The sequence below is a fragment of the Microbispora sp. H10836 genome (assembly GCF_012999525.1).
Classification (GTDB): Bacteria; Actinomycetota; Actinomycetes; order Streptosporangiales; family Streptosporangiaceae; genus Microbispora.
Map to the genome: position 1 here is coordinate 74,691 of NZ_JABBWU010000007.1, position 25,273 is coordinate 99,963.

The window sequence follows — 25,273 nt, forward strand, 5'->3', positions numbered from 1 at the left end:
CACCTTAGATGAACGTAACGGTGGTGCTTCTCGATCATGCTTGTCATGATGCCGGGATGAGCGTGGTCAGGCCCGGATGGTGAGGATGGTGCGGGCGCGGCTGCCGCTGGTGGTCCGGCGCGCGCCGGCCGAGCCACTGCTGCTGGCCGCCGCGTTCGGCTCCATCCTGCTCGCCACCACCGCGATCTCGGCTCTGCTGCTGCACGCGGGGTCGGCGACCCAGGCGGGTGTGCGCCGGGCCCTGGAGACGGCGCCGCTCGCGTCCACCGCCACCGTCGTCACCTCCTCGGTCACGGCCGGGGACTTCGCCCGAATCGACCGCGCCGTCCGCGCGGGGATCGCCCACGCCCACGAAGAGGTGCCCGTACGGGTCACCGTACGCGTCGAGTCCGCCTCGTACGCGCTGAAGGGACAGGATCGAGGCGACCAGCCCGTCCTGACCCGGTTCGCCGCGTACGAGGGACTGGACGGCCAGGCGGACCTGGTGAGCGGGCGCTGGCCCACGGAGAAGACGGCGGTGGCGCTCTCGGAGCCGGCCGCCCGGGCGATGGGCGTGTCCGCAGGCGACGAGTTCACCGTCGTCGGACGCCTGGACGGAGAGCCGGTCCGCGTGCACGTCACCGGCGTCTTCCGGCTCCGCGACCCCGACGACCCGCGCTGGAAGGGGGAGGACCTGCTGCGTTACGGCACGCGGACCGGCGACTTCACCTCCCGCGGGCCCCTGGTCGTGCCGGAGGGCGCCTTCCTCGGCCGCTTCGGGACCGGTGTCTCGGCCCGCTGGCTCGCCGAACCCGACCTGCGCCGGCTTTCCCCCGACCGGCTGCGGCCGTTCGCGGCCTCGGTCGCCGGGACCTCCGCCGCCGTGCGGTCCGGCTGCCCACGGTGCACGGTCACCGAGACGCTGTCCGGCATGCTGCTGCGGCTCGACCGCGGCGCCCTGGTCGCCCGCTCGACCATGCTGGTGCCGGTGCTCCAACTGCTGGTGCTGAGCGCGTACGCGCTGGCGCTGACCGCGCGGCTGCTCGCCGAGCACCGCCGGATGGAGACGGCCCTGCTGCGATCGAGGGGCGGCGGGTCACCGCGGCTCGCCGCCATGGCGGCGGGGGAGGCGCTGCTGATCGCGCTGCCCTGCGCGCCCGCGGCGCCGTTCCTCGCGCCCGTGCTCCTGCGACTGGTGAACGCGTTCCCCTGGATCGAGGCCACCGGCGTGGCGCCGCCCCGCGCGCCTGACGGGGCCACCTTCGCGGTCGCGGCGGCGGTCGCGCTCGCCTGCGCCGTTATGCTGGCCGCCCCGCCGCTGCTCGCCGCCCGCCGCACGTACGTCGAGGAGCAGGCGGCGCGCGGACGCGCCGACCGGCCGGGCCTGCTCCAGCGGGCCGGAGCCGACGTGGCGCTGCTCGTCCTGGCGGCGCTCGCCGTCTGGCGCCTGCGCGGACAGGACGCGCCGGAGACCACGCGCCTCGGCGGCGAGCTCGGGCTCGACCCGCTGGTCGGGGCGGGACCGGCGCTCGCCCTGCTCTGCGGGGGGATGGCCGCCCTGCGGCTGGTGCCCGCAGTCGCCAGGGTCGCCGAGCGGGCGACGCGCCGGCGCCCCGGGTTCGGGCCGGCGACGGCCGCCCGGCAGGTGAGCCGGCGCCCGGCCCGCTATTCGGGTCCGGCGCTGCTGCTGACGATGGCGACGGCGATCGGCGTGCTGTCCCTGACCACCGCCGCGACCTGGCGCGGCGCCCAGGAGGACCGGGCCAGGCATCTCGCCGGCGCCGGCCTGCGCGTCCCGGCCCTCCCCGGGGACGACGCGCGAACCTTCACCACGCTGCCTGGGGTCGCGGCGGCGGTGCCCGCGCACCGCGCCACGGTCGTCGCGGACGGCGCGGACGCCACCCTTATCGCCGCGGACGCGGCGCAGCTGGGCCGTGTCCTGCTGCTGCGCCCCGACCTGTCGGAGCTGTCGCCGGCCACGCTGGCCTCCCGGATCGCCGGGTCCGCCGGACAGGCGCTTCCGGTCGTGGTGACCCCCGGATTGGCGGACACCACCAGGATCACGGCCGGCACGGCGGCGATCCCGATCCGGGTCGTGGGCGTCGTCACCGCGATGCCCGGCACGCCGGAGGGCGCCCCGGCCCTGCTCGCCGACCTTACGGCGCTTCGGGGGAAAGGCGCCGAGGGGCAGGCGACGGAATGGTGGCTGGCCGCCGACGGGCACGACACCGCGCGAGCCGCCGCCGCGCTGGCCGCCGGCCGCGGGGACGTCGTCGACGTGGCCGCGCTCACCGCGAGTCTCAGGGACGACCCCACGGCGGCCGGCCTGCAGGGCGCGCTGCTGCTCGGCTTCGCGGCGGCGCTGGCGTTCGCCGTGCTGGGATTCCTGGTCAACGCCGCGGTCGCGGCGCGCGAGCGGAGGGGCGAGTTCGCCGTGCTCGGCGCCCTCGGCGTGAGCTTCCGGCAGACGCTCGGCCTGCTCGCCGCCGAGCAGTCGTTCGTGATCGGGCTGTCGCTGGCCGGCGGAGCGGCGCTTGCCGTGGCAGTGTCCGCCGCGGTGGTGCCGCCGATGGTGACCGCGGGATACGCGACCGCAGGCGGGCTGCCGGTGCTGCTCCACGTGCCGTGGTCTCAGGTGGCGGCGCTGGCCGCCGCGGTCCTCGTGGTGCTCCTCGTGATCGTGGCGGGACTCGCGCGGTCGCTGCACCGCCGTGAGCCGGCCGCCGCGCTGCGTGCGGGGGAGGCGTCGTGATCCGCCTTCTGGGTGTGCACAGGGGGGTGGCGGCGCTGCTGGCCGCGCTGGTGTTCGGCGCCGCCCTGGTCGTCTCGGCTCTGCCCCGGATGGTCGAGTCCTCCCTCGACGCGGCGGCAAGGTCGGTCATCGGCTCCGCCCCGCCCGCCACGGCGTCGCTGGCGGTCCAGTTCACCCGCCGCTTCGACCTGACGCCGATGCGGACGACGGCCGAGGCGGCCAGGGCGGACGCCGCCTGGCGCGAGCTGCTCCCCCCGGCGCTGCGGGAGGTCGCCGACCCCGTCCCGTTCTTCGATTTCTCCGCCCCGCCGATGCTGCTGAACGAGCAGACGCATCGGTATCTGACGCTGAAATGGGTCTCCGGGGCGGACCGGCGGGTGCGGTACGTCGAGGGCGGCCCCCCGGGCCCCGGCTCGGGCACCCGTCTCGAGGTGGCCGTCCCCGTGGTCGCCGCCACGGAGATGTCGATCAAGACGGGCGACACGCTCCGCCTCGGCGCTTTGACCGCGAAGGTCACCGGCCTGTTCGAGCCGGCGCGTCCCGCCGACCGGTTCTGGGCCATCGAGCCGGAGCTCACCTACGTCATCCACCACCGCGTGCCGCTCGCCACGGAGGACGACCTGATCGTCACCGCGCTCACCGACGGCGACAGCCTCGCGGGCGCCGAACTGCCGATGGTCTTCCGATGGCTCGTCACCCCGGCGGCGGACCGCGTCACCGCGGGCAACGCGGCGGCCGTGCTCGCCGCCACGGAGGAGTTCGGCCGCCGCCTGGGCAGGCAGGACCTCGAACTCGCCCTGTCGACCGGGTTCGACCGGATCCTGCGGGAGTACCTGGACCGGTTGGCCGTCACACGCGCGCTGATCACGGTGTTCCTGGGAGGGCTGGCCGTCGTGTGCCTGGGCACCACGGCCCTGGCCGTGCTGCTGCTCGTCGGGCGGGTGCACGGCGATCTGCTGCTGATGCGCGCCCGCGGTGCGTCCCTGGCCCAGGTCGTGCTCGCCTGCGGGGGAGCGGTCGCGCTCGCGGCGGTGCCGGCGGCCGCGGCGGGCCAGGTGGCCGCGGGCTTCGTGCCGGGCGCCCCGACGGCGGTCGCGCGGCTGGGACCGGCCGCGCTGGCGGCGGGGACCGTCGCGATCGCCTGCGCCGCCGTCGCGATGCGCCAGTCCACCGACCGACGGTCCGGGAAGGCTCTCCGCAGGATGGTGATGGAGATCCTGGTGCTCGTGGTCGCCGTGACGAGCCTCCATCTCCTGCGCACCCGCGGCCTCGCCACCGGCGACGCCTTCCTCGCACTGGCGCCCGTGCTGCTGGCGCTGGCGGCCGCGCTGGCGGTGCTGCGCGCCGGCCCGGCCGTGATCCACCTGGCCTTCCGGGCCGCCGCCCGGCGCTCCGCCGCCGTGCCGTTCCTCGGCCTCGCCGCCGCCCGGGCCGTGCCGGGCGCCGCGCTGCCGGTGCTCACGCTGCTGCCGGCCGTCGCGCTGGCGGCGTACGGCATGGTCACCGCCGGAGGGCTGGAGGAGGCCCAGCGGCAGGCGGCGTGGGAGCGGATCGGCGCCGAGATCAGGGTGGAGCGCGCGCAGGGAATCGCTCCGGAGACGCTGGAGCGGATCCGCCACGCGCCGGGCGTCAGGGCCGTCGTCCCGGCCGCGGCCGGGGCGACGGTCGCCGAGGTGGGCTTCGGCGGGCGGCCGGCCACGGTCGTCGCGGTCGACCTCGGCGCCTACCGCCGGCTGGTCGCGGGCAGCCCGCTCCACCTGCCTGCGCCGGGGACCGGTGTGCTCGTCTCGCCCGACCTGTCCGCCATGCGGAGCTTCGAGATCGGCTGGCCCGCGCGGATGACGGTCACCCCGGCGGGGACCGTCGACGCGATGCCGGGGGTGCGGGCGGGGGACGGCGCCCTCATCGTCCTCCCCACGGCTCCCGAGCACGTCAACACGTTGCTGATCGCGGGAGACGCCGGCGCGGTCAGGCCGCTGCTGCCGTCCGGCGCGAGCATGACCACCGTGGCGGACGCGCTCGCCGACATCACCGGCACGCCGCTGACGGCGGCGCTGACCGCCGCGCTGCGGGTCGCCGCCGCGGCGCTGGCCGCGTACGCGCTGGCGGCCGTCGCGATCGCGCTGACCGGAGGCGCGGCCCGGCGGGCGGAGGACCTCGGCCTGCTGCGCGCCCTCGGCCTCAGCCGCAGGCAGGCCGGCCTGATCACGGTCCTGGAGGCGGCCCCGCTGCTCGTCCTGACCGCCGTCGCCGGGCTGGCGGCCGGTCTCGCCATGCCCGCGCTGCTCGGGCCCGGAATCGACCTGTCGGCGTACGCGGGCGGGCGCCAGGGCGCCCTCGCGGCCGCCGCGCTCCTGCCCGTCCTGCCCTGTGTCCTGGCCGGTGCCCTCGCCGCCGGGGTCGCCGCCGTCGCCCTCGCGGGCGCCTATCTGGGAGGAAGCCGTGGACACGCTGGCTGACCTGGAGGCCCGGGCCACGCGGGGTGGCCCCGCGTTCGGCGCGGACGCCCACATCCTGTGCGACAACCTCGTGCGGATCTACAAGACCGAGGGATCCGCCGCGGTCGAGGTGGTCGCCCTGCAGGGCCTCGACCTGCTCATCGGCCGGGGTGAGCTGGTGGCGATCGTCGGGGCCTCGGGGTCGGGCAAGTCGACGCTGCTCAACATCCTGTCGGGGCTCGACGTGCCCACAGCCGGGCTGGCCCGGGTCGCCGGGATCGACCTGCTGTCCATGACCCCGCGCGACCGCCTCCGCTACCGGCGCTCGGCCGTGGGCTTCGTCTGGCAGCAGACCGCCCGCAACCTGCTGCCGTACCTCACCGCCCGGGAGAACGTCATGCTCCCCATGCGGCTGGCCGGCGGCACGTCCCGGCCGGTCAGGTCGTCCCGTACGGACGAGCTGCTGGAACTGACGGGGATGGCGGACCGCGCGGACCGGCGGCCCGGGGAGATGTCCGGCGGCGAGCAGCAGCGGGTGGCCGTCGCCGTCGCCCTCGCCAACGCGCCCGAGGTGGTGCTCACCGACGAGCCCACCGGGGAGCTGGACAGCGAGAGCGCCGAGACGGTCTTCGGCGTGCTCCGCCACGCCAACCGGGAACTCGGCGTCACGACCGTCGTCGTGACGCACGACCCGATGGTGTCGGAGCGGGTCGACCGGACCATCGGCATCCGGGACGGCCGCACCTCCAGCGAGACGTTCCGCCGCACGTCCTCCGACGGGAGGGTGGTCGCCGAGGAGTACGCGGTGCTCGACCGGGCCGGGCGCCTGCAACTGCCGAGAGAGTTCATCAACGCCCTGTCGATGGAGCACCGGGTGCGCCTGGAGCTCGAACGCGACCACATCGGGGTCTGGCCCTCGGCCGCCGGCGACGACACGGAGGAAGAGACGAATGAGTGAGCCGCTGGTCGTCGTCGAGGGCCTGCGCAAGACCTATCCCAAGGGCGTGCGCGCGCTGAGAGGGGTCTCCTTCGAGGCGCACCCCGGCGAGCTGGTCGCGATCCGCGGTCGTTCCGGCGCGGGCAAGACGACGCTGCTCAACCTGGTCGGCGGCCTGGACCGGCCCGACGAGGGGCGGGTGCGGGTAGCAGGGCAGCCGGTGCCCGAGCTGCCCGAGGAGGGCCTGCTGCGGCTGCGTCGCGACGTCGTCGGGTTCGTCTTCCAGTCGTTCCGGCTGATCCCGGTGCTGTCGGCCGCCGAGAACGTGGGCGTGCCGCTGCGGCTGGCGCGGGTTCCGGCCAAGGGCAGGGAGGAGCGGGTGAAGGTGCTGCTGTCCCTGGTCGGGCTGTCCGATCAGGCCGAGCAGCGGCCCTACGAGCTGTCGGGTGGCCAGCAGCAGCGCGTGGCCATCGCCAGGGCCCTGGCCAACCGGCCCCGCCTGCTGCTCGCCGACGAGCCGACCGGTCAGCTCGATTCCCAGACCGCCCGCCAGATCATGGAGCTGCTGCGGGTGCTCGTCCGGGGCGAGGGCGTCACCGCGCTGGTGGCCACGCACGACGAGGGCCTCGTCGGCCTGGCCGACCGCGTGCTGGAGCTCATGGACGGCGAGTTCCTGAGCTGACCGTCAGGTCCAGGGGAGGGCGGCGCGGCGGGCCCAGTAGGTCTCGGCGTCCTCCGCCAGTCCGGCGAGGGTCTCCTCGGCCTCCTCGTCCCAGGTGACGGCGAGCGCCGTCAGGTTCCCGGAGAGCTGAGCGGTCGTGGCCGCGCCGCTCAGCACGACCCCCGCCCACGGGCGGGCGAGCACGGCGGCGAGTGCCAGGGCGTCGGGGGTGACGCCGCGTTCGCGTGCCGCGCGCGCCAGCGCCGGCGGCGCGCCGTGGGCGGTCAGCCTGCCGTTGGCCACGCCCTCCTTGACGATCACGCCCAGGCCGGCGGCGTGCGCCCGGGCCAGGGCCTCGCCCGCCGAGCGCTCCAGCAGGTTCCACGTCGACTGGACGGTGTCGAAGAGCCCGGTCGCGACCGCCTTCTCGATGGTCGCCGCCTGGCGGGGGCCGGTGGTGGACAGGCCGACCGCGACGCCCTCCGCGCGCAGCGCCCGCAGCTCCCCGAGGACCTCCTCGTCGTCGAGCACACCGCTCTCGACGGTGGCCGAATGGATCTGGTAGAGCGACAGATGGCCGCCGAGCAGCTCCCGGGTCTCGCCGAGCTGACGGCGCAGCCGCTCGGCGGACAGGTCCTTCTCCTCGTGGCGGCCGGCGTCCATCCGCCAGCCGCCGACGTACTCGTAGCCCCACTTCGAGCCGACGGCGACCTCGCCGGGCCGGACGCCCCGATCGGCCAGCCAGCCCGCGAGGAACTCCTCCGCCAGGCCGTAGGAGCGGGCCGCGTCGACGTACCGCACGCCGGCCGCCCACGCGGCGTCCAGCACCTCCCAGGTGCGCGCCCGCATCGCCGCCACGTCACGGTCGCCGCCGAGGTCGGCGTCCCGGCCGAGCGTGATGTACGCGGGCCGGCCGAGCGCGGCGAGCCCGAGACCCATCGGGGTGACCTGAAGGCGACCGCGGCCCAACGGCCGCAGGACCATCTCCTGAACGCTCTCCTGCACGGGACACACGTTAGTGACTCCGCCGGGTGCCGCTAGCAGCGGGTGCGAGCGCACGCCGGCCGAGCTCGCTCCAGCGGTAATCACCTTGCAGTCTCGACTGCAATCCCCATTTTGGGCGGCGCGCCACATTCGTTGTCGCGGTCCTCGGCGAGGAGGGCGACTACGGCCCCACGGTGTCATTCCGGTCGGCGTGAAGCAGTCGATCCGGCGAGCTCGGTCCGACCACCGGTGGCGGGTTCCGGGCCCTGCCTGACCCGATGGGGCGAGGGGTACGTGTCGTGAGGTGACGGCCGGGGTATGCCGACAAGTCCAACCGGCCTGTGGGTCCACTCGAGCCCGAGGTGGTGGGAGCGTGACGGAACCGGTGGCAGCGGGAGTGCGGACCGCGGGAGACGTGCTCGCCCGGACGCGCGACCTGGTGGAACCCGCCCTGCGCCATGCGGTCGGCACCCTGCCTCCGTCGATGCGCAGGGTGGCGGGGTACCACTTCGGCTGGTGGGACGCGCGGGAGCACCCGGTGCGGGCGAGCGGGGGCAAGGCCCTGCGGCCCGCGTTCACGCTGCTGGCGGCGGAGGGCGCCGGGGGAGACGCGGACGCGGCGCTGCCGGCCGCCGTCGCGGTCGAGCTGGTGCACAACTTCTCCCTGGTCCACGACGACGTGATGGACGGCGACACGGTCCGCCGCCACCGCCCCACGGTGTGGAACGTCTTCGGCCGCGCCGAGGCGATCCTGGCCGGCGACTCCCTGCTGGCGCTGGCCTTCACCGTGCTCGCCGGGGGCGGCAGGCCCGCCGAGAGCACGCGGGCGCTGGCCCGCTGCGTCCAGTCGCTGCTGGACGGCCAGAGCGCCGACCTCGGCTTCGAGCAGCGCGCGGACGTGAGCCTGGGGGAGTGCGTGCGCATGGCGGAGGGCAAGACGGGCGCCCTGTTCGGCTGCGCGTGCGCCCTCGGCGGGCTGCACGGAGGCGCCACCACCGAGCAGGTGGCCGCCCTGCGCGTGTTCGGCGAGCGCGTGGGCCTGGCGTTCCAGCTCGTCGACGACCTGCTGGGTATCTGGGGCGACCCGGCCGTCACCGGCAAACCGGTCCATTCCGACCTGCGCAACCGGAAGAAGTCCCTGCCGGTCGTCGCCGCGCTGACGTCGGGCACGCGGGCGGGCGGCGCGCTCTCCGTGCTGTACCGCCGCCCGCTCGCGCAGACCGACCTTCCGCGGGCGGCGCGGCTGGTGGAGGAGGCGGGTGGGCGGGCGTGGAGCCTCGCCAGGGTCGACGACCTGCTGTCCGAGGCGCTGGAGGCGCTGCGGTCGGCGGAGTCGGCGCCCGGGGCGGCGGCGGGTCTGGAGGCCCTGGCCCGCCTGGCCACCGACCGCGACCGCTGACTCGTCCGTCCTCAGCCGAGGGTGAGCACCACCTTGACGTCGTCGTCCCGGCGCTCGAAGGCCTCGGTGTAGCGGTGCAGCGGCACCCGCCGGGAGATCAGCCGGGCGAGCCAGCCGGAGTCGGCCCGGGCGAGGGCGCCGGCCGCGAAGGCGTAGTGGTCGTGGTTGGCGTTCACGGTGCCGATGACGACCTCGTTCTCCAGCACGATCTCCCGGTTGAGCGTCCCGGCGTCCAGGGTGAGCCGCCGCCCGCTCGGAGAGACCCCGGTCAGGCAGACGATGCCGTACGGGCCGGCCGCGGCGATGGCGCCGAACACCACGTCGGCGGCGCCGGTGGCCTCGATGACGACGTCCGGCCGGGTCGAGCGCACCACGTCCTCCACCCAGCCGGTGTGGTACTCCGCGCCGAGGTCCGCGACGAGTGCCGGCTTGGGCCCTGTGGCGACGCGGTCGAGCACGTGCACGGCGAGGCCGCGCTGCACGCCGAGCAGCGCGGCGAGCAGGCCGATGGGGCCCGCGCCGGTGACCAGCGCCGTACGCGGCTCGAACCACGAGCGCGCCCCCACCTTGTCGACCTGCTCCCACGCCTTGGCCACCACCGACGCGGGTTCGAGCAGCACGCCGCACTCGCCGAGGCCGGGGGCGAGCCGGACCGCGTAGGACGCGTCGACGCACCACGTCTCGCTCGCGTAGCCGTCGAGCTCCTTGATGCCCCGCTCCGTGTAGCGGCCGTTGCGGCACATGTCGTACTGCCCGTGCGCGCAGGCTCCGCACGGCACGGGGTCGGGCCGGCGCACGAGGCCCACCACGAGGTCTCCCGGCGCGAAGCCGGAGCCGGGCGGGGCCTGCCGTACGCGGCCGAGGGACTCGTGCCCGATGACCAGCCGTTCCCGGTCCGGCGGAGCCCAGCCGTAGTCGCCGGCCACGATCTCCCGGTCCGTTCCGCAGACCCCGACGGCCACGCCCTCCACGAGGAGGCCGCCCGGCCCGGGCTCGGGATCGGGCACCTCGGTCAGCTCCGGCGAACCGGCGCGGTGCGGGACGACGGTGAGGGCACGCATGCGGGACTCCTCTCCCGGTGGTCAGTCGTGGCCGCCTGCGCCGGGGCCGTCCGACGCCGCCGCGGTGAACTCGCGCAGTGTCCGGGCGAGCGTACGGCGGCTGTCCGGCGGCAGACGGCGCAGCGCGGCCGCGATGTGCCGGCGGCGCGCGGCGCGGACGCGTTCGAGCGAGCGTCTGCCGGTCTCCGTGACGTCGATACTGACCTCGCGGCGGCTGTGCGGGGACAGCAGGCGCGTCAGCAGCCCGGCGGTGTGCAGACGGGCCACGAGGCGGCCGGTGGCCGAGACCGACATGCCCAGCAGGTCGGCGAGCCCGCTCAGGTTCAGCGGGCCGTGCCGGTCGACCGCGAGCAGCACCCGCAACTGCGTGACCGACAGGCCGGCGCCGCGCGTCACCGCGGTGAGGGTCATCTCCACCAGGGCGAGGGAGGCGTCCTCGACCGACCACGCGTCCTCCTCGAGCGCGGGGTCGGTCTCCTCCGCGATTTCGGCGCTCATCGCGTCCCCAGGACCCGCGCCGGGCCGGGCCTGCACGCGACGCGGCACTCGGGAAGGTCGCCGAGCGGGGTGCCGCGCACCCCGGCCGCCAGCAACTCCGCGAGGTGGACCGCCCGCCGTCCCACTCCCGCCTGCTCGATCTGCGTACGGCAACTGAACCCGTCGGCGAGGACGAGCGTCCCGGCCCCGGCGGCCCGGATCGCCGGCAGGATCTCGTGCTCGGCGCAGGTCATCGACACCTCCAGGTGACCGGCGGTGAAGCCGAAGTTCCCGGCGAGGCCGCAGCAGCCGCCCACCGCCTCGGCCCGCACCCCGGCGCGGGCCAGCAGGGCCAGGTCGGCGCCGAAGCCGAGCACCGAGTGGTGATGGCAGTGCGGCTGGGCGACGGCGTCCCGGTCGATCCGGGGCGGGTCCCAGCCGTCGGTCTCGCCGAGCAGTTCGGCGAGGGTTCTGGTCTGCTCGCGCAGCCGGGCGAAGTCCCGGTCGTGCGCGAACAGCTCGGGCGCGTCGGCGCGGAACACCGCCGTGCAGCTCGGCTCCAGCCCGACGATCGGGATGCCGCGGCGCAGCGCCGGGGCGAGGGTCCGCACGGTGCGCCGCAGCACCCGCCGCGCCACGCCGAGCTGGCCCGTCGAGATCCAGGTCAGACCGCAGCACAGCGTGCGCGGCGGGATCAGCACGCGATAGCCCGCCGACTCCAGCACCTCCACGGCGGCGCGGCCGACGTGGGGATGGAAGTTGTCGGTGAAGGTGTCCGGCCACAGCACCACGGGCCCGCGCTCGCCCCCGCGCTCCCCTCCACCCCGGGGCCCGCGCGTCCGGTACCAGTCGCGGAAGCGGACCGGCGCGAAGTCCGGCACCGGCCGGGCCGTTTCGAGGCCCGCCAGGCGCTTGCCCAGCGCGGACAGCACGGGCGCGTGCGCCAGCGCGTTGACCACGCCGGGGGCGAGCGCGGCGACGCGGGCCCACACCGGCAGCCACCCCATCGCGTAGTGGTCCGCCGGCCGGATCCGCCGGGCGTAGTGATGGGCGAGGAACTCGGCCTTGTACGTCGCCATGTCGACCTGCATGGGACAGTCGTGCCTGCAGCCCTTGCAGGCCAGGCACAGGTCGAGGGCGTCGCGCACGGCGGCGGAACGCCAGCCGTCCCGCACCGCGGAGTCGGCGTGGCCGTTCAGCATCTCGAACAGCAGCCGGGAGCGTCCGCGGGTGGAGTGCTCCTCCTCGCCGGTGGCCCGGTAGGACGGGCACATCACTCCGCCGGTGTGCTCGCGGCACTTGCCGACCCCCACGCACCGCATGACGGCCCGCTGGAAGCTGCCCTCGTCGTCGGGATAGCCGAAGTGGACGGGCGGGTCGGCGGGTGTCCACTCGGGGCCGAGCCGCAGGTTCTCGTCCAGCTTGTACGGTGCGACGATCTTTCCCGGGTTCATCCGGTCGCCGGGGTCGAAGACGGCCTTGACCCGCTCGAAGGCGGTCATGACCTCGGGCCCGAACATCCTGGTGAGGAGTTCGCCCCTGGCCTGCCCGTCGCCGTGCTCGCCCGACAGCGAGCCGCCGTAGGAGACGACGAGGCCGGCGGCCCGTTCAAGGAAGGCCCGGAAGGCCGCCACCCCGTCGGCGGTCACCAGGTCGAACGGGATGCGGGTGTGCACGCAGCCCTGCCCGAAGTGCCCGTACAGGGAGGCGTCGCCGTAGCCGAACTCCTCGAACAGGCGGCGCAGGTCGCGCAGGTAGTCCCCGAGCCGGTCGGGCGGGACGGCGGAGTCCTCGAAGCCCTCCCACGTCTCGCGCATTCCGGGAACGCGCGCGGTGGCGCCGAGCCCGGACTCGCGAACCTCCCACAGCTTCTTCTCGATCTTCGCGTCGTCGATGAAGGAGATGTGCGGCGCGTGCTCGCTGCCCTTCAGCTCCTCGAGAAGGTCACATGCCCTGGCGTCCGCCTCCTTCTGCGAGTCGGCGCCGAAGGAGACCATGAGCCAGCCGCCGCCCTCCGGCAGCCGCTTGAGCGCGTCGGGGTGCATGTGCTTGCGCCGCTCGAAGTCCACGAGCTTGTCGTCCACCCCTTCGAGCTGGAGCGGGCCGTAGCGGGCGATGCGCGGCACGGCGTCGGCGGCCACGCCGATGTCGTGGTAGCCGAGCAGGACGAGGCACTCCGCCTTCGGCGCGGGCACCAGGCACAGCTCGGCCCGCAGCACGGTGACCAGCGTGCCCTCCGACCCGACCAGCGCCCGGGCCAGGTCGAACCCGGCCTCGGGCAGGAGCTGGTCGAGGTTGTAGCCCGACACCCGCCGGGGGATGTCGGGGAAGCGCCGGTGGATCTCGCCGGCGTGCTCGTCCACGATGGCCCGCAGCTCGCGGTAGATGCGCCCCCGCGGCCCGCCCTCGGCGACGATCCGGCCGAACTCCTCGTCGCCGGTCGGCCCCACCCACATGCGCTGCCCGTCGTAGGTGAGGATCTCCAGCCGTGAGACGTTGTCGGCGGTCTTGCCGTACGCCTGGGCGGTCGAGCCGCAGGAGTTGTTGCCGATCATGCCGCCGAGCGTGCACTGGGAGTGCGTGGACGGGCGCGGCCCGAACATCAGGCCGGTGTCGGCCAGCAGCCGGTTCAGCACGTCGAGCACGATGCCGGGCTCGACCACGCAGGTGCGCGCCGCGGCGTCCACCGACACCAGCCGGTGGCAGTACTTGGACCAGTCGATCACCACGGCGGCGTTGCAGGTCTGACCGGCCAGGCTCGTCCCGCCGCCCCGTGAGGTGACGGGCGCGCCGTGCTCCCGGCAGACCGCGATCGCCTCGGCCGCCGCGTCCACCGTGCGCGGCACCACCACGCCCAGCGGCACCTGGCGGTAGTTCGACCCGTCGGTGGAGTAGGCGCCCCGGCTGCCGGGGTCGAACCTGACCTCGCCGTCCACCCGGGCGGCGAGGTCCCGCTCCAGGTCGCGCACCCGCACGTACGGCTGTCGCGGCCGCTCCGTCACGGGTGCGGGTACGAGAACCTGGCCGGTCATGGCGTCACCGCCCCAGTTGAGAGATCTTGTCCTTGAACAGCGTCGTCGCGATGGCCGCCTTGTGCGGCTGCCCCTTGAGGAACGCCTCGGCGAACTTGACCGCCTGGTCGCGGGCGACCTTGCCCGGCATGGGCGGCTCGTTCGGGTCGACGTCGACGTCGACGAGCGCCGGCCCGGGATGGGCGAGGGCCTGCCGTACGGCCTCGTCCACCTCGGCGGGGTCGGTCACCTTGCGGCCGTACCCGCCGCAGGAGCGGGCCCAGGCGGAGAAGTCGGAGGTGGGCGGACCGAACCTGACCCCGTGCTCGGGGAACCCCAGCACCATCTGCTCCCACAGGATCTGGCCCAGCGAGCCGTTGTTGTTCACCACCACCGTGATCGGCAGGCCGAGACGCGCCGCGGTGAGGAACTCGGCCATCAGCATCGCGAAGCCGCCGTCGCCGATGAAGGCGATCACCTGTCGCCCGGGGTGGGCGAGCTGCGCCGCGATCGCGTACGGCAGGCCGGGGGCCATGCTGGCGAGGTTGCCCGACAGGTAGAACTCACGGTCGCCGCGGATCGTCCAGTGCCGGGCCGCCCAGGTCGCGATCGTGCCGGAGTCGCAGGTGAGGATGGCGTCGTCGGCGGCGGCCCGGTCCACGCAGCCGATCAGGTACTGCGGGGCGACGGGGGTGCGCCCGGGGTTCTCCAGGGCGGTCATGTTCTCCCGCCACCCGGCCATGGCCTTCTGGTACTTCTCCAGGTGCGCCCGGTCCTCGTTCCGGTGCAGCAGCGGCAGCAGCGCGGCGAGCCCCTCCTTGGCGTCCCCGATCATCGGCACCTCGGTCGGCATGCGCACGCCCGCGCGGGCGGGGTCGGCGTCGATCTGCACGACGCGGACCTTGCCGGGCTCGGGCAGGTGCTTGGTGTAGGGGAAGTTGGTGCCGACCATCAGCAGCGTGTCGCAGTCCTCGACCAGTTCCTCGCCGGGCCTCGTGCCGAGCAGGCCGATCCCGCCCACGGCGTACGGCGAGTCGTCGGGGATGACCGCCTTGCCGGGCAGCGTCTTGATCACGGGGGCGCCCAGCGTCTCGGCGACGGCCAGCACCTCCGCGCGGGCGTGCAGGGCGCCGGCCCCGGCCAGGATCGCGGGCCGCCGGGCCGCGTTCAGCACCTCGGCGGCGGCGGTCAGGTCGTCGGTGCGCGGCACGCCGGGCGGGGACAGGTAGACGGGGGAGGCCGCGGGCGGCCGGGCGGGGGCGACGTGCTGGTAGGGGTCGGCGTCGGCCGGGGCCACCTGCACGTCGTTGGGCAGGCACAGGTGGGCGACCCCGCGCCGGGCGTAGGCCGTGCGGATGGCGATGTCCACCACCCCGGGCAGCTGCGCGGGGTTGTCCACCACCAGGTTGTACTCGGCCACGTCCTCGAACACCCGGTCGAGGTGGACCTCCTGCTGGTAGCCGGTGCCCAGCACGCTGGTCTCCTGCATGCCGGTGATGGCCAGCACCGGCTGGTGGTCGAGCTTGGCGTCGTACAGGCCGTTGAGCAGGTGGATGCCGCCGGGGCCCGAGGTGGCCAGGCACACGCCGATGCGGCCGGTGGCCTTCGCATGCGCGGCGGCCATGAACGCGGCCGCCTCCTCGTGGTGCACCAGCACGAACCGGACACGGTCGGATTGGCGGCGCAGCCCCTCCATGATGCCGTTGATCCCGTCCCCGGGGAGCCCGAAGACGGTGTCGACACCCCAGTCGGTGAGCCGTCTGATGAGTACTTCGGAGGCGATTTCCGTCATATAGGCCGCGCTGCCCGGGGAATGGGAAGCCGAACACTCACCACATGGAAAATCTTTCCTCTGTGCCAGAGTCGGAGGGTCATGCCCGGGTAGGGGCACGCCTGTGATCAGAGACCTCCACGTGGCGGCGTACCGCGTGCCGACCGACCGCCCGGAGGCCGACGGCACGCTGAGCTGGGACGCGACCACGATCGTGGTGGTCCGCGCCGACGCGGGCGAGGCGGCGGGGCTCGGCTGGACCTACGCGCCGGCCGCCGCCGCGACGGTCGTCACGGACCTGCTCGCGCCCCTGGTGCGCGGCGGCGACCCGATGGACGTGCCGCGCCTGTGGACCGCGATGGTCCGCCGGGTGCGCAACGCGAGCCGCACCGGCGTCGCCGGGTACGCGATCTCCGCGGTCGACGTCGCGCTCTGGGACCTCAAGGCCCGGCTGCTCGGCGTGCCGCTCGCCCGCCTGTTCGGCCTGGCCAGGGAGCGCGTGCCCGTGTACGGCTCGGGCGGGTTCACCACGTACGACGACGACGTCACGACGGCGCAGCTCGCGCGCTGGGCGCACGAGCAGGGCATCCCCCGCGTCAAGATCAAGATCGGGGAGTCGGCCGGCACGGCGCCCGGCCGCGACCTGCACCGCGTCGCGCTCGCCCGCCGCGTCATCGGGGACGCCGCCGAGCTGTACGTGGACGCCAACGGCGGTTACAGCGCGAAACAGGCCGTGCGGATGGAGCGCCGGATGCGCGACCACGACGTGCGGTGGTTCGAGGAGCCGGTGTCCTCCGACGACCTGGCCGGGCTGCGCCTGGTGCGCGAGCGGGCCGACGCCGACGTCGCGGCCGGGGAGTACGGCGGCGACCTCGTCTACTTCACCCGCATGTGCGCGGCCGGCGCGGTCGACTGCCTGCAGATCGACGCCACCCGCTGCGGCGGCTACACGGGCTGGAACGGCGCGGCCGCGATCGCCGCCGGGCACGGCCTGGAGGTGTCGGCGCACTGCGCGCCCAACCTGCACGCGCCGGTCGCCGCGGCGACGCCGAACCTGCGCCACATGGAGTGGTTCCACGACCACGTGCGCATCGAGGGCGACCTGTTCGAGGGCGCGGCCGACCCGGCAGGCGGCGCGGTGCGCCCGCCGGACGCGCCCGGCCACGGCCTGACGCTGCGCGACGACGTGGCCGAGCCGTACCGCGTCGCGTAGGGGGTCAGCCGTCCGTGCCGAGCGGATCGTCGAGCAGCCCGGCGTCGTGGACGAGCAGGGCGATCTGGACGCGGTTGTTGAGGCCGAGCTTGGCGAGGACGCTCGACACGTGCGTCTTGACGGTGGGGACGCTCAGGTGGAGCCGGGCGGCGATCTCGGCGTTCGGACTGCCCCGGCCGACTGCCACCGCGACCTCCCGCTCCCGGTCGTTGAGCAGCGCCAGGCGCTCCGCGGCCCGGGCCCGCCGCCGGTCCTGACCGTCCTCGGCCACCCGGGCGATGAGCCGCCGGGTGACCGCCGGCGACAGGACCGGATGCCCGGCGGCCACCCGGCGGATGGCGTCGACGATCTCGCCCGGCGGGGTGTCCTTGAGCAGGAACCCGGCGGCGCCCGCGCGCAGGGCGCGCAGCACGTGCTCGTCGGCGTCGAAGGTGGTCAGCACGATCACCTCGGGCGCGCCGTCGCGGGCGCGCAGCGCCTCGGTGGCGGCCAGGCCGTCCATGACCGGCATCCGGATGTCCATCAGCACCACGTGCGGCCGCGCCCGCCCGGCCATGGCCAGCGCCTCGGCGCCGTCACCGGCCTGGGCGAGGACGCGGATGTCGGGGGCGCCGCCGAGCATCATCACCAGGCCGGCCCGGACCAGGGGGTCGTCGTCGGCGATGAGCACGCCGATCGGCGCGGCTTCTGGCGTGATCATGTAGGCCACGGTAGCCAGGCCCGCACGCGCCAGCCACCCGGGCCCCCGTCGCCGTCGCGACGCACGGGCCCGTGCTCCAGCCGTCCCCCCGCCAGCGTGACGCGCTCGGCGAGGCCGGCGAGGCCGTGGCCCCCACCGGCGGCGTCCGGTGCGACGGCGGCGGGGGCGTCGTTGACCACGTCGTTGACCACTTCGACCGTCAGGCCCTCGCCGGGAGCGCCCGTCAGCCGCAGGCGGACGCCGGCCCCCGGCGCGTGCTTGCGGGCGTTGGTCAGGGCCTCCTGCGCGACGCGGTAGGCGGTGCGGCCCGTCCCGTCCGGAACCGTCTCGCGCGCGCCGAGGTCGTCGCACAGCTCGACCCGCATGCCCGCCTGCCCCGACTCCGCGACGAGCCGTTCCAGGTCGGCGAGGGCGGGCGGGCCGGGCCGTGTGGGCGAGGACGCCTCGCCGGTCGGGGCGCGCAGCACACCGATCACCTCGCGCAGGTCCTGCAGGGCCTGGTGGGCGCTCTCCCTGATCACCCGCGCCGCGCGGGCGACGTCGGCGGGGTCGGCGCCGGGGTTGAACTCCAGCGCCCCCGCGTGCACGCTCAGCAGCGACAGCCGGTGGCCGAGCACGTCGTGGATCTCGCGGGCGATGGCCTCGCGGACCTGGTGCTGCGCCTGCTCGGCCCGCAGCCTCGCCTCGGTCTCCATCCGGGCCACGCGGTCGCGCTGGGCCAGCACGAGGCGGCGCCGGTGGTGGACGAACAGCCCCCAGCCCACCGCCGCGCCCTGGAGGGCCAGGCCCAGCGTCAGCAGCGCGAGCGGCGGCATGTCCGGATCGGGGCGCAGATATGTGAAGACGACCGCGGCGAGGACGCTGAGCCCGAACACCGCTCCGGAGGTCCGCGGGCGGCGGTGGACCGCGACCGAGAAGAGCGCGACCAGCATCGGGCCCGCGACCATCTCGAAGACGGCCGACAGCGCGACGAGCGTCACCGCGAGCCCGACCGGCCATCTGCGGCGCAGCCACAACGCCGCGCAGCCGAGCATGCTCACGAGCTGGTCGAGGGAGAAAAGCCACGCCGGTGGCAGGGGCGTGGCGTGCAGACGCTCCACCGACGTGTAGAAGCCGAAGGCGACGGCGAGCACGAACATCGCGGAGTCCACGAGCCAGTCGCGCCGGCTGCGCCGGTGCCGGGGGGCGGCGGAGGGATCCATAACCCCCGCAGCGTACGACCCGGCGGAAGGCGCGTTCACGGCCGCGTGGCGAAGACCATACCGAAGTCGGGCGCCGTCCGACTTCGGTCGGCGGACACCCGTGCGCCGGCGACCTTCGCCGGACGGGAGCATGCCGACGCCCGATCCCCGGCGGGTCCGCCGGTCCCTAGCGTCGGCGCCATGCGTAACGTCACCCGACTCGCCGGGGCGTTCCTGGTCCTCGCGGGCATCAGCGGGACCATCGACCACCTGGCCGTGCAGCCGTTCTGGGGCGCGATACTGAACGTCTTCAACCGTCAGGTCATCCCGCGCCTGGACTTCCTGACCGGCTACGAGATCTACGCCAACCTTCTCGTCGCCGTCGTCGGCGCCGTCGTGCTCGCCGCCGCCTGGAGGCGCGATGACGAAGCCTGATCCGCGGCGTCTCGCCATCGCGGCCGCGCTGCTGGTGCTGGCACCGATGTGCGCCGAATACGTCACCGGCTACGACGACAGCACGGGCGACCCGCTCGCGCTCGCCGCCGGACTGCTGATCTTCGGCCCGCTGTACGGCGCGCCCGCGCTGCTGATCCGTGAGACGGCCCGCCGCCTGGGCCTGGGCTGGCCGGCGATCCTCGCCCTCGCGGCGGCGTTCGGCGTGCTGCAGGCCGGCGTCGTCGACCAGTCCATGTTCAGCGAGGGCTATCGGGACATCCCGTACTGGGAGGAGATGGTCCGCCCGACGTACGTCGCGCCGCTCGGACTGGCGGCCCACACCACGGTGTCCTTCGTCGCGGGCCACGCGATCTGGAGCTTCGGCGTGCCGATCGCGCTGACCGAGGGGCTGAGCCCCCGGCTGTCGCGTACGCCCTGGCTGCGGGCGCCCGGCCTGGTGACGGCCGCGGCCTGCTACCTCGCGGCGGCGGCGCTTGTCCTGCGCGACCACCTGCGGACCGAGGACGACCACGCCTCCGCCGCCCAGATCGGGGGATCGCTGGCCGCGGTCGCGCTGCTCGTCCTCTTCGCGCTGAGCCGGCGACCACGGGACCGTGCCGTGCGGGACGGCGTGCCGCCCCGGCCGATCGCCGTGGCGGCGGGTGGCCTGCTGGCGGGCCTGGTCTTCGACTTCCTGCCGTCTACCTGGGCCGGGGTCGCGGCAGGGCTCACGGTGATCGCCCTGTGCGGAGCGGTCGTCGCCCGTCTGGCCCGTTCGCCGGGGTGGACCGTCCGCCACGCCGCCGCGCTCGCCGCCGGAGCCCTGGCCGCGCGTGCGGCCGTCGGCTTCTTCGCGGTCCCGCTGGGGGAGGTCGCGCCGGTCGCGAAGTACGCGCACAACGTCGCGTTCCTCGCGGGGGCGGTGCTGCTCGGCGTGCTGGCGGCGCGGCGTCGCGGCACCGCGTGATTCGACGTGACCCGGCGCATTCATCCCTCCCCGCGGACGACCTCGCCGGGGTCCTTGTCGTCGCGCAGGCCCCGCCAGGAGGGGTGGCGCAGCCGCCCCTCGCCGGTCCACTCGGCGAACTGCACCTCGCCGACCAGGACCGGGTCCACCCACCGGCCGCCTCTGGCCTCCTCACGGGTGATCCCCTCGAACGGGGGCGTGTCCCGCCGCAGCGGGGCCAGGCGCTCGCCGAGCCGCCGCAGCGCCTCGTCGGTGAACCCGGTGCCGACGCTCCCGGCGTACCGCAGGCGCCCGCCGTCGTCGTTGACGCCCACGAGCAGCGAGCCGACGGTGTTCGCGCGGCGGCCCTCCCCGGCCCGCCAGCCGCCGACGACGACCTCCTGCGTACGGACGTTCTTGACCTTCACCCAGTCCGGGGAGCGGCGGCCGGGGCGGTAGGGGGAGGCGAGCCGCTTGGCCACCACGCCCTCCAGCCCCAGCCGCCGGGAGTCGGCCAGCGCGTGCTCGCCCCCGTCGGTGTAGTGGGGCGGGACGGCCCAGTGGCGTCCGGCGCGGACGAGGTCCTCCAGGCGGCGCCGCCGCTCGGTGTAGGGCATGGTGATCGCGGCCGTGGCGTCGACGTGCAGCACGTCGAACAGCAGGTACGTCACGGGCGTGGTGACCACGAGCTGCCTGATCTTGAGCGGGTTGCGCTGGTGCATGCGCGGCTGCAGCGCCTCGAACGACGGCCTGCCCTGCTCGTCGAAGGCGACGATCTCCCCGTCGAGCACCGCCGCGTGGCCGCCCGTGGCGTCGGCGAGACCGGCGAGTTCGGGGTAGGCGGCGGTGATGTCCCTGCCGTTGCGGGAGATCAGCCGCAGCGTGCCGTCCTCGACGTACCCGAGGGCGCGGACCCCGTCCCACTTCATCTCGTGCGCGTAGTCGCCTTCGGGCTCGGGCAGCCGCCCGAGCTGAGCCATCATCGGCGCGTACGCCGGAAGGGCGGCCATGCCCTGCTGGTACCCCAGCGAGCCCGCCGCGTACCTCCTCACCTGCGGTGACGCGCTCCACCATCCTCCAAAGGGGGGATGCCGGGCGACGAGTCGGGTGATGCCGCGCGAACGGCGCCGCCGCGAACCTTGAGGCATGGAAGCCATCGAGGTGACAGACCTCCGCAAGGCGTACGGGGACACCCACGCCGTGGACGGGGTGACGTTCGCGGTCCGGGCCGGTGAGACGTTCGGGATCGCCGGCCACAACGGCGCCGGCAAGACGACGACCGTGGAGTGCCTGATCGGGCTCAGGCGAGCCGACGCGGGCACGGTCCGCGTGCTCGGCGAGGATCCGGCGCGCAGGCGGCGGGCCCTGGCGCAGCGCCTGGGCGTGCAACTTCAGGACAGCTCGCTGCCCGAGCGGATGAAGGTGGCCGAGGCGCTGCGCATGTTCGGCTCCCTCTACCGCGACGCGGCCGGCTGGCGGCAGGTGATGGATCGCTGGAGCCTGCGGCCGCTGGCGAGGAAGGCGTTCGGCGACCTGTCGGGCGGGCAGAAGCAGCGGCTGATGCTCGCGCTCGCCATGGTCGGCGACCCCGAGGTGGTCGTACTCGACGAGCTGACCACGGGCCTCGACCCGGTCGCGCGCCGGGAGACCTGGCGGCTGATCGGCGACCTGAGGACGGCGGGCACCACCGTGGTGCTGGTCAGCCACTACTTCGACGAGATAGAGGCGCTCTGCGACAGGGTCGCCGTCTTCGCCCGCGGCCGTGTGGAGGCGGTGGGCACCCCCGCCGAACTCATCGCCCGGACCGGTACCGCCTCGCTGGAAGAGGCCTACCTCGCCCTGGAGGGTGTGGACCGATGAAAGCGTTCACGGCTCTGACGGCCGCCGAGCTCAGGCTGCTGGCGCGCGACCCCGCCTCGCTGTTCTTCATGGTGGCCTTCCCCCTCATGCTGCTGGTGCTCAAACGCGGCGACGGCGGCGCGGTCCCGGGCTATCTCGCGATGATCGCCGCCATCGGCGGCATGGGCGCGCTGCCGGGCCTGCTGGCCTCCTACCGCGAGCGCAAGGTGCTCAAGCGGCTGGCCACCACGCCGATCTCCCCCGTTCTGCTGCTCGGCGCCCAGCTGGTGGCACAGGTCGCCGCGGCCCTGGCGGGCGCCGTGCTGCTGGTGGCCGTGACGATCACGGTGTTCGGCGCGCAGGCCCCCGCCGACGTCCTCATGCTGGCCGCGGCCTTCCTGCTCTGCTCGGTGATGGTCTGCACGCTGGGCTTCGTGATCGCCGCCGTCGTGCGCAACACCAGGGGCGCGAGCCTGATCGGCATGCTGGTCATGTTCCCCATGATCTTCCTGTCCGGCGCGGCCGTGCCCAGGAAGGCCCTGCCCGGCTCGCTGCGTCAGATCGGCGACTTCCTGCCCCTGACCCCGGCCGTGGAGGCACTGGGGGACGCCTGGTCCGGCACCGCCGCGATCTTCCCCCTGCTGATCCTGGCGGGGATAATCGTGGCGGCCACGGCCGCCGGCGCCGCGCTGTTCCGTTGGGAGTGAGGACGTGAACGTCTGGGAGGCGCGCTGGCTGCGCGCCTTCCACATGTTGTACTACGCCTGCCTGGCACTCGGACTTGTCCTCTCGACCGGGGAGGGCACGGGCGGGGGCGAGGCCCCCGGCCCGCTGACGCTGGCGATCGTCGCGCTCATGGCCGGCTGGCACGGTTTCTTCGTGGCACGGCGGCCGCGTCTGCTCGGGCGGCCGAATCCGATGGCGTTCCACCTGGCGGTCGTCTGCGCGCTCTACATTGCGCTGGTGACGCGGGACCGGTCCTTCGACGTGGTCGTCTTCGGGCTCATGCCCCAGCCGTACCTGATGCTGGCGAGCCCCTGGTCGTACGTGGGGGCGGTGGCGACGGTCCTCAGCACGTTCGCCGCCAGAGGCTATCTGGACGAGCCCGGCGTCCTGTGGCGGCTCGTCGGCAGTTCCGGCCTCGTCGTGGCGATCGGGCTGTTCGTCGACTACGTGTCCCGGCAGAGTGCGCAGAACCGGACGGTCGGGGTGCTGGAGGAGCGGGCGAGGCTGGCCAGGGAGATCCACGACACCCTCGCCCAGGGGCTGAGCGGCATCGTCACCCAGCTGGAGGCGGCCGAGCAGGCGATGCCCGACCTGCGCGCCGTACGCACGAGGATCGCGCTGGCCAAGGAGCTGGCGCGCGACAACCTGCGGGAGGCGCGGCGCTCGGTCGACGCGCTGCGGCCGGGCCCTCTCGCCGGCGCGGGTCTCGAGACGGCGCTCGCGGAGGTGGCCGCGCGGTGGTCGCGGACGTCGGGAGTGGCGGCGGCCGTGTCGGTGGAGGGGACGCCCCGGCCGCTGCCCGGTGAGGTGCAGACGACGCTGCTGCGGGCGGCGCAGGAAGGGCTGTCGAACGCGGCCAGGCACGCCCGGGCGGGCAGGGTCGCGATCACGCTGACCTACATGGACGACGAGGTGACGCTGGACGTGTTCGACGACGGGGTGGGTTTCGACCCGGACGCGCCCGGCGCGGGGTACGGGCTGGCGGCCATGCGGGAGCGGGCCGGCGGCGTCGGGGGAACGCTGACGGTGGAGTCCGCACCGGGAGAGGGGACGGCGCTGTGCCTGCGGATCCCCTCAAATTGATGATCGTCGACGACCATCCGGTGGTCCGCGACGGGCTGCGCGGGATGTTCGACCACGTGGCGGACATCGAGGTGGTGGCGGAGGCGTCCGACGGGTTCGAGGCGCTGGCCATGGCCAGGCGGGCGCGGCCGCACGTGGTGCTGATGGACCTTCGCATGCCCGGCCTGGACGGCGTCGGGGCGATCGAGCGGCTCCGGGCGGACCACCCGGAGATCAAGGTGGTCGTGCTGACCACCTACGACACGGACGCCGACGTGGCCCGGGCCATGGCCGCCGGGGTGGCGGGCTACCTGCTGAAGGACGCGCCACGTGAGGAACTGCACCGGGCGGTGCGTACGGCCGCCGCAGGCGGAGCCGTCCTGGCTCCGTCGGTCGCGTCCGCGCTGATGAGCAGGCCCGCGACGCAGGAGCCGAGCCCGCGCGAGCTGGAGGTGCTGCGCCTGGTGGCGCGGGGCTCGGCGAACAAGGAGATCGCCAGGGCCCTGCTGATCAGCGAGACGACGGTGAAGACGCATCTCAAGCACGTCTTCGCCAAGCTCGGCGTCGACAGCAGGGCCGCGGCCGTCGTCGTCGCCATGGAGCGAGGGCTCATCTAGGGCCCGCGTCGAAACCGCGTCGAAACCGCGTCGAAACCGCGTCGAAAGCGGAGCTCAGCCGTCGCGCGCCCACGGCCGCAGCTTCTCCGGGTTGCGGACCGCCCAGATCCGGGTGACGCGGCCGTCGGCGACGTCGAACGAGGCCACGGCCATGACGACGCCGGCACTCCGGGCCACCAGGCCCGGCACGCCGTTGACCGGCCGCTCCAGGAGTTCGAGCTCCGGAGCCTTGCCGGCGATCGCGACCATGTACTGGGCGATGCGCGCGGCGCCCTCGATCGGGCGCAGGGCGGTCCCGGCGATGCCGCCGCCGTCCGCGGTCATCACGGCGGCCGGGTCGAGGAGCTCGACGAGGGCCGCGACGTCCTTCGTCTCCCATGCCTGTTTGACCCGCCGCACCACGCTGGCCTGGCCGGCCTGCCCGGCCGCCGTCATCGGGGCGCGCGCGGCGGCCACCCGCCGCCGGGCGGAGGCCGCCAGTTGCTTGCAGGCCGCGGGGGTCCGGCCGAGGACGCCGGCGATCTCGGCGAAGGGGTAGCGGAAGACGTCGTGCAGGACGAACGCCACCCGCTCGGCGGGCGTCATCGACTCCAGGACGACGAGGAAGGCCATGGTCACCGATTCGTCCATGACCACCTGGTCGGCGGGGTCGGCGCCGCGGCCATGCGGCGCCCTGTGCAGCGGCTCGGACAGCGGCTCGGACAGCGGCTCGGACAGCGGCCCGGACAATGACCCGGGCAGCGGCTCGGGCAGCCACGCGCCGACATAGCGTTCGCGCCGGGCCCGTGCCGAGCCCAGCAGGTCCAGGCAGACGCGCCCGGTCACCGTCGTCAGCCAGGCGCCGGGGGACACGATCTCCTCCTGCCGGCTTCGCGGCAGCGCGTACCAGCGTGCGTAGGCCTCCTGTACGGCGTCCTCGGCCTCGGCCAGCGAACCGAGCAACCGGTAGGCGACATTGATCAGTTGGCGCCGCTCACCGGTTATCTCATCGGTGCTCGTCCCAGCCGTCCCCATGCTCCCGGCGGCCCCCTCGCCTTACCTTTCGCAGGCCCGCGTCGTCGGGCTGGTGAGACCTTATCGATCT

General features: G+C 74.7%; 21 protein-coding genes. 12 read left to right on the forward strand and 9 right to left on the reverse strand.

Features of this window, described 5'->3' with window-relative positions; all coding sequences use genetic code 11:
- The first annotated feature begins 76 nt into the window (after positions 1 to 76).
- The 4 genes from HHX30_RS15035 to HHX30_RS15050 are packed head-to-tail and all read left to right on the forward strand — an operon-like array spanning position 77 to position 6,788.
- Entirely contained in the window at positions 77 to 2,731 is a 2,655-nt protein-coding gene (locus tag HHX30_RS15035) for an FtsX-like permease family protein (protein WP_169982565.1), read from the forward strand.
- On the forward strand, positions 2,728 to 5,190 hold the full coding sequence (locus tag HHX30_RS15040) for an FtsX-like permease family protein (protein ID WP_169982566.1): 2,463 nt from the start codon (positions 2,728 to 2,730) through the stop codon (positions 5,188 to 5,190). Before HHX30_RS15035 ends, HHX30_RS15040 begins: the two co-directional genes overlap by 4 nt.
- On the forward strand, positions 5,174 to 6,127 hold the full coding sequence (locus HHX30_RS15045; RefSeq protein ID WP_311922415.1) for an ABC transporter ATP-binding protein: 954 nt from the start codon (positions 5,174 to 5,176) through the stop codon (positions 6,125 to 6,127). The genes HHX30_RS15040 and HHX30_RS15045 overlap by 17 nt, the downstream gene beginning before the upstream one ends.
- Positions 6,120 to 6,788: an ABC transporter ATP-binding protein gene (locus tag HHX30_RS15050; protein WP_169982567.1), complete on the forward strand. Its 669-nt coding sequence runs from the start codon at positions 6,120 to 6,122 to the stop codon at positions 6,786 to 6,788. Before HHX30_RS15045 ends, HHX30_RS15050 begins: the two co-directional genes overlap by 8 nt.
- 3 nt (positions 6,789 to 6,791) lie before the next feature.
- On the opposite strand, the gene HHX30_RS15055 is transcribed toward HHX30_RS15050, so the two are convergent.
- Positions 6,792 to 7,772 (reverse strand): aldo/keto reductase, encoded by a 981-nt coding sequence (locus HHX30_RS15055; RefSeq protein WP_311922417.1) that lies wholly within the window; start codon positions 7,770 to 7,772, stop codon positions 6,792 to 6,794.
- 352 nt (positions 7,773 to 8,124) lie between these two features.
- On the opposite strand from HHX30_RS15055, the gene HHX30_RS15060 reads away from it, so the two are divergent.
- A complete protein-coding gene (locus tag HHX30_RS15060) occupies positions 8,125 to 9,150 on the forward strand; it encodes a family 2 encapsulin nanocompartment cargo protein polyprenyl transferase (protein WP_311922418.1) in 1,026 nt (341 codons plus the stop codon).
- An 11-nt stretch (positions 9,151 to 9,161) separates the two neighbouring features.
- Here the strand turns inward: HHX30_RS15060 and HHX30_RS15065 are convergent, their stop codons facing one another.
- The 4 genes from HHX30_RS15065 to HHX30_RS15080 are packed head-to-tail and all read right to left on the reverse strand — an operon-like array spanning position 9,162 to position 15,491.
- The gene (locus tag HHX30_RS15065) at positions 9,162 to 10,211 is read right to left on the reverse strand and encodes a glucose 1-dehydrogenase (RefSeq protein ID WP_169982568.1); all 1,050 of its coding nucleotides are present in this window, start codon (positions 10,209 to 10,211) and stop codon (positions 9,162 to 9,164) included.
- A gap of 21 nt (positions 10,212 to 10,232) precedes the next feature.
- On the reverse strand, positions 10,233 to 10,709 hold the full coding sequence (locus tag HHX30_RS15070; RefSeq protein WP_169982569.1) for a MarR family winged helix-turn-helix transcriptional regulator: 477 nt from the start codon (positions 10,707 to 10,709) through the stop codon (positions 10,233 to 10,235).
- Complete coding sequence (locus tag HHX30_RS15075; protein ID WP_169982570.1) at positions 10,706 to 13,720, reverse strand: FAD-binding and (Fe-S)-binding domain-containing protein; 3,015 nt, start codon at positions 13,718 to 13,720, stop codon at positions 10,706 to 10,708. The genes HHX30_RS15070 and HHX30_RS15075 overlap by 4 nt, the downstream gene beginning before the upstream one ends.
- 4 nt (positions 13,721 to 13,724) lie before the next feature.
- Positions 13,725 to 15,491 carry a thiamine pyrophosphate-dependent enzyme gene (locus HHX30_RS15080; RefSeq protein ID WP_169982571.1) on the reverse strand — a complete coding sequence of 589 codons (1,767 nt, stop codon included), beginning with the start codon at positions 15,489 to 15,491 and terminating at the stop codon, positions 13,725 to 13,727.
- Between the two features lie 103 nt (positions 15,492 to 15,594).
- Here HHX30_RS15080 and HHX30_RS15085 point away from each other — a divergent pair, with 103 nt between their 5' ends.
- Complete coding sequence (locus tag HHX30_RS15085; RefSeq protein WP_169982572.1) at positions 15,595 to 16,683, forward strand: enolase C-terminal domain-like protein; 1,089 nt, start codon at positions 15,595 to 15,597, stop codon at positions 16,681 to 16,683.
- A 4-nt stretch (positions 16,684 to 16,687) separates the two neighbouring features.
- Here the strand turns inward: HHX30_RS15085 and HHX30_RS15090 are convergent, their stop codons facing one another.
- Both HHX30_RS15090 and HHX30_RS15095 read right to left on the reverse strand, forming a co-directional pair.
- Positions 16,688 to 17,383, reverse strand: coding sequence for a response regulator transcription factor (locus HHX30_RS15090; protein ID WP_169982573.1), 696 nt, complete (start codon positions 17,381 to 17,383; stop codon positions 16,688 to 16,690).
- A complete protein-coding gene (locus HHX30_RS15095; protein WP_169982574.1) occupies positions 17,380 to 18,585 on the reverse strand; it encodes a sensor histidine kinase in 1,206 nt (401 codons plus the stop codon). Before HHX30_RS15095 ends, HHX30_RS15090 begins: the two co-directional genes overlap by 4 nt.
- Before the next feature lie 180 nt (positions 18,586 to 18,765).
- On the opposite strand from HHX30_RS15095, the gene HHX30_RS15100 reads away from it, so the two are divergent.
- Both HHX30_RS15100 and HHX30_RS15105 read left to right on the forward strand, forming a co-directional pair.
- The gene (locus HHX30_RS15100) at positions 18,766 to 18,999 is read left to right on the forward strand and encodes a hypothetical protein (RefSeq protein WP_169982575.1); all 234 of its coding nucleotides are present in this window, start codon (positions 18,766 to 18,768) and stop codon (positions 18,997 to 18,999) included.
- A complete protein-coding gene (locus HHX30_RS15105; protein WP_169982576.1) occupies positions 18,986 to 19,966 on the forward strand; it encodes a hypothetical protein in 981 nt (326 codons plus the stop codon). Before HHX30_RS15100 ends, HHX30_RS15105 begins: the two co-directional genes overlap by 14 nt.
- A 20-nt stretch (positions 19,967 to 19,986) precedes the next feature.
- Here the strand turns inward: HHX30_RS15105 and ligD are convergent, their stop codons facing one another.
- Positions 19,987 to 20,997 (reverse strand): non-homologous end-joining DNA ligase, encoded by a 1,011-nt coding sequence (gene ligD / locus HHX30_RS15110; protein WP_311922420.1) that lies wholly within the window; start codon positions 20,995 to 20,997, stop codon positions 19,987 to 19,989.
- Positions 20,998 to 21,091: 94 nt separating this feature from the next.
- On the opposite strand from ligD, the gene HHX30_RS15115 reads away from it, so the two are divergent.
- From HHX30_RS15115 to HHX30_RS15130, 4 genes are read left to right on the forward strand one after another with little or no spacing between them, the layout of a single operon-like run.
- Positions 21,092 to 21,805, forward strand: a complete 714-nt coding sequence (locus tag HHX30_RS15115; RefSeq protein WP_169982577.1) for an ABC transporter ATP-binding protein — start codon at positions 21,092 to 21,094, stop codon at positions 21,803 to 21,805.
- Complete coding sequence (locus HHX30_RS15120) at positions 21,802 to 22,491, forward strand: ABC transporter permease (RefSeq protein ID WP_169982578.1); 690 nt, start codon at positions 21,802 to 21,804, stop codon at positions 22,489 to 22,491. The genes HHX30_RS15115 and HHX30_RS15120 overlap by 4 nt, the downstream gene beginning before the upstream one ends.
- 4 nt (positions 22,492 to 22,495) lie before the next feature.
- Complete coding sequence (locus HHX30_RS15125; RefSeq protein ID WP_169982579.1) at positions 22,496 to 23,593, forward strand: sensor histidine kinase; 1,098 nt, start codon at positions 22,496 to 22,498, stop codon at positions 23,591 to 23,593.
- Positions 23,593 to 24,189: a response regulator transcription factor gene (locus tag HHX30_RS15130; protein WP_169982580.1), complete on the forward strand. Its 597-nt coding sequence runs from the start codon at positions 23,593 to 23,595 to the stop codon at positions 24,187 to 24,189. Before HHX30_RS15125 ends, HHX30_RS15130 begins: the two co-directional genes overlap by 1 nt.
- A gap of 54 nt (positions 24,190 to 24,243) precedes the next feature.
- Here the strand turns inward: HHX30_RS15130 and sigJ are convergent, their stop codons facing one another.
- Positions 24,244 to 25,203: an RNA polymerase sigma factor SigJ gene (gene sigJ / locus HHX30_RS15135; RefSeq protein WP_169982581.1), complete on the reverse strand. Its 960-nt coding sequence runs from the start codon at positions 25,201 to 25,203 to the stop codon at positions 24,244 to 24,246.
- Positions 25,204 to 25,273: the final 70 nt, after the last annotated feature.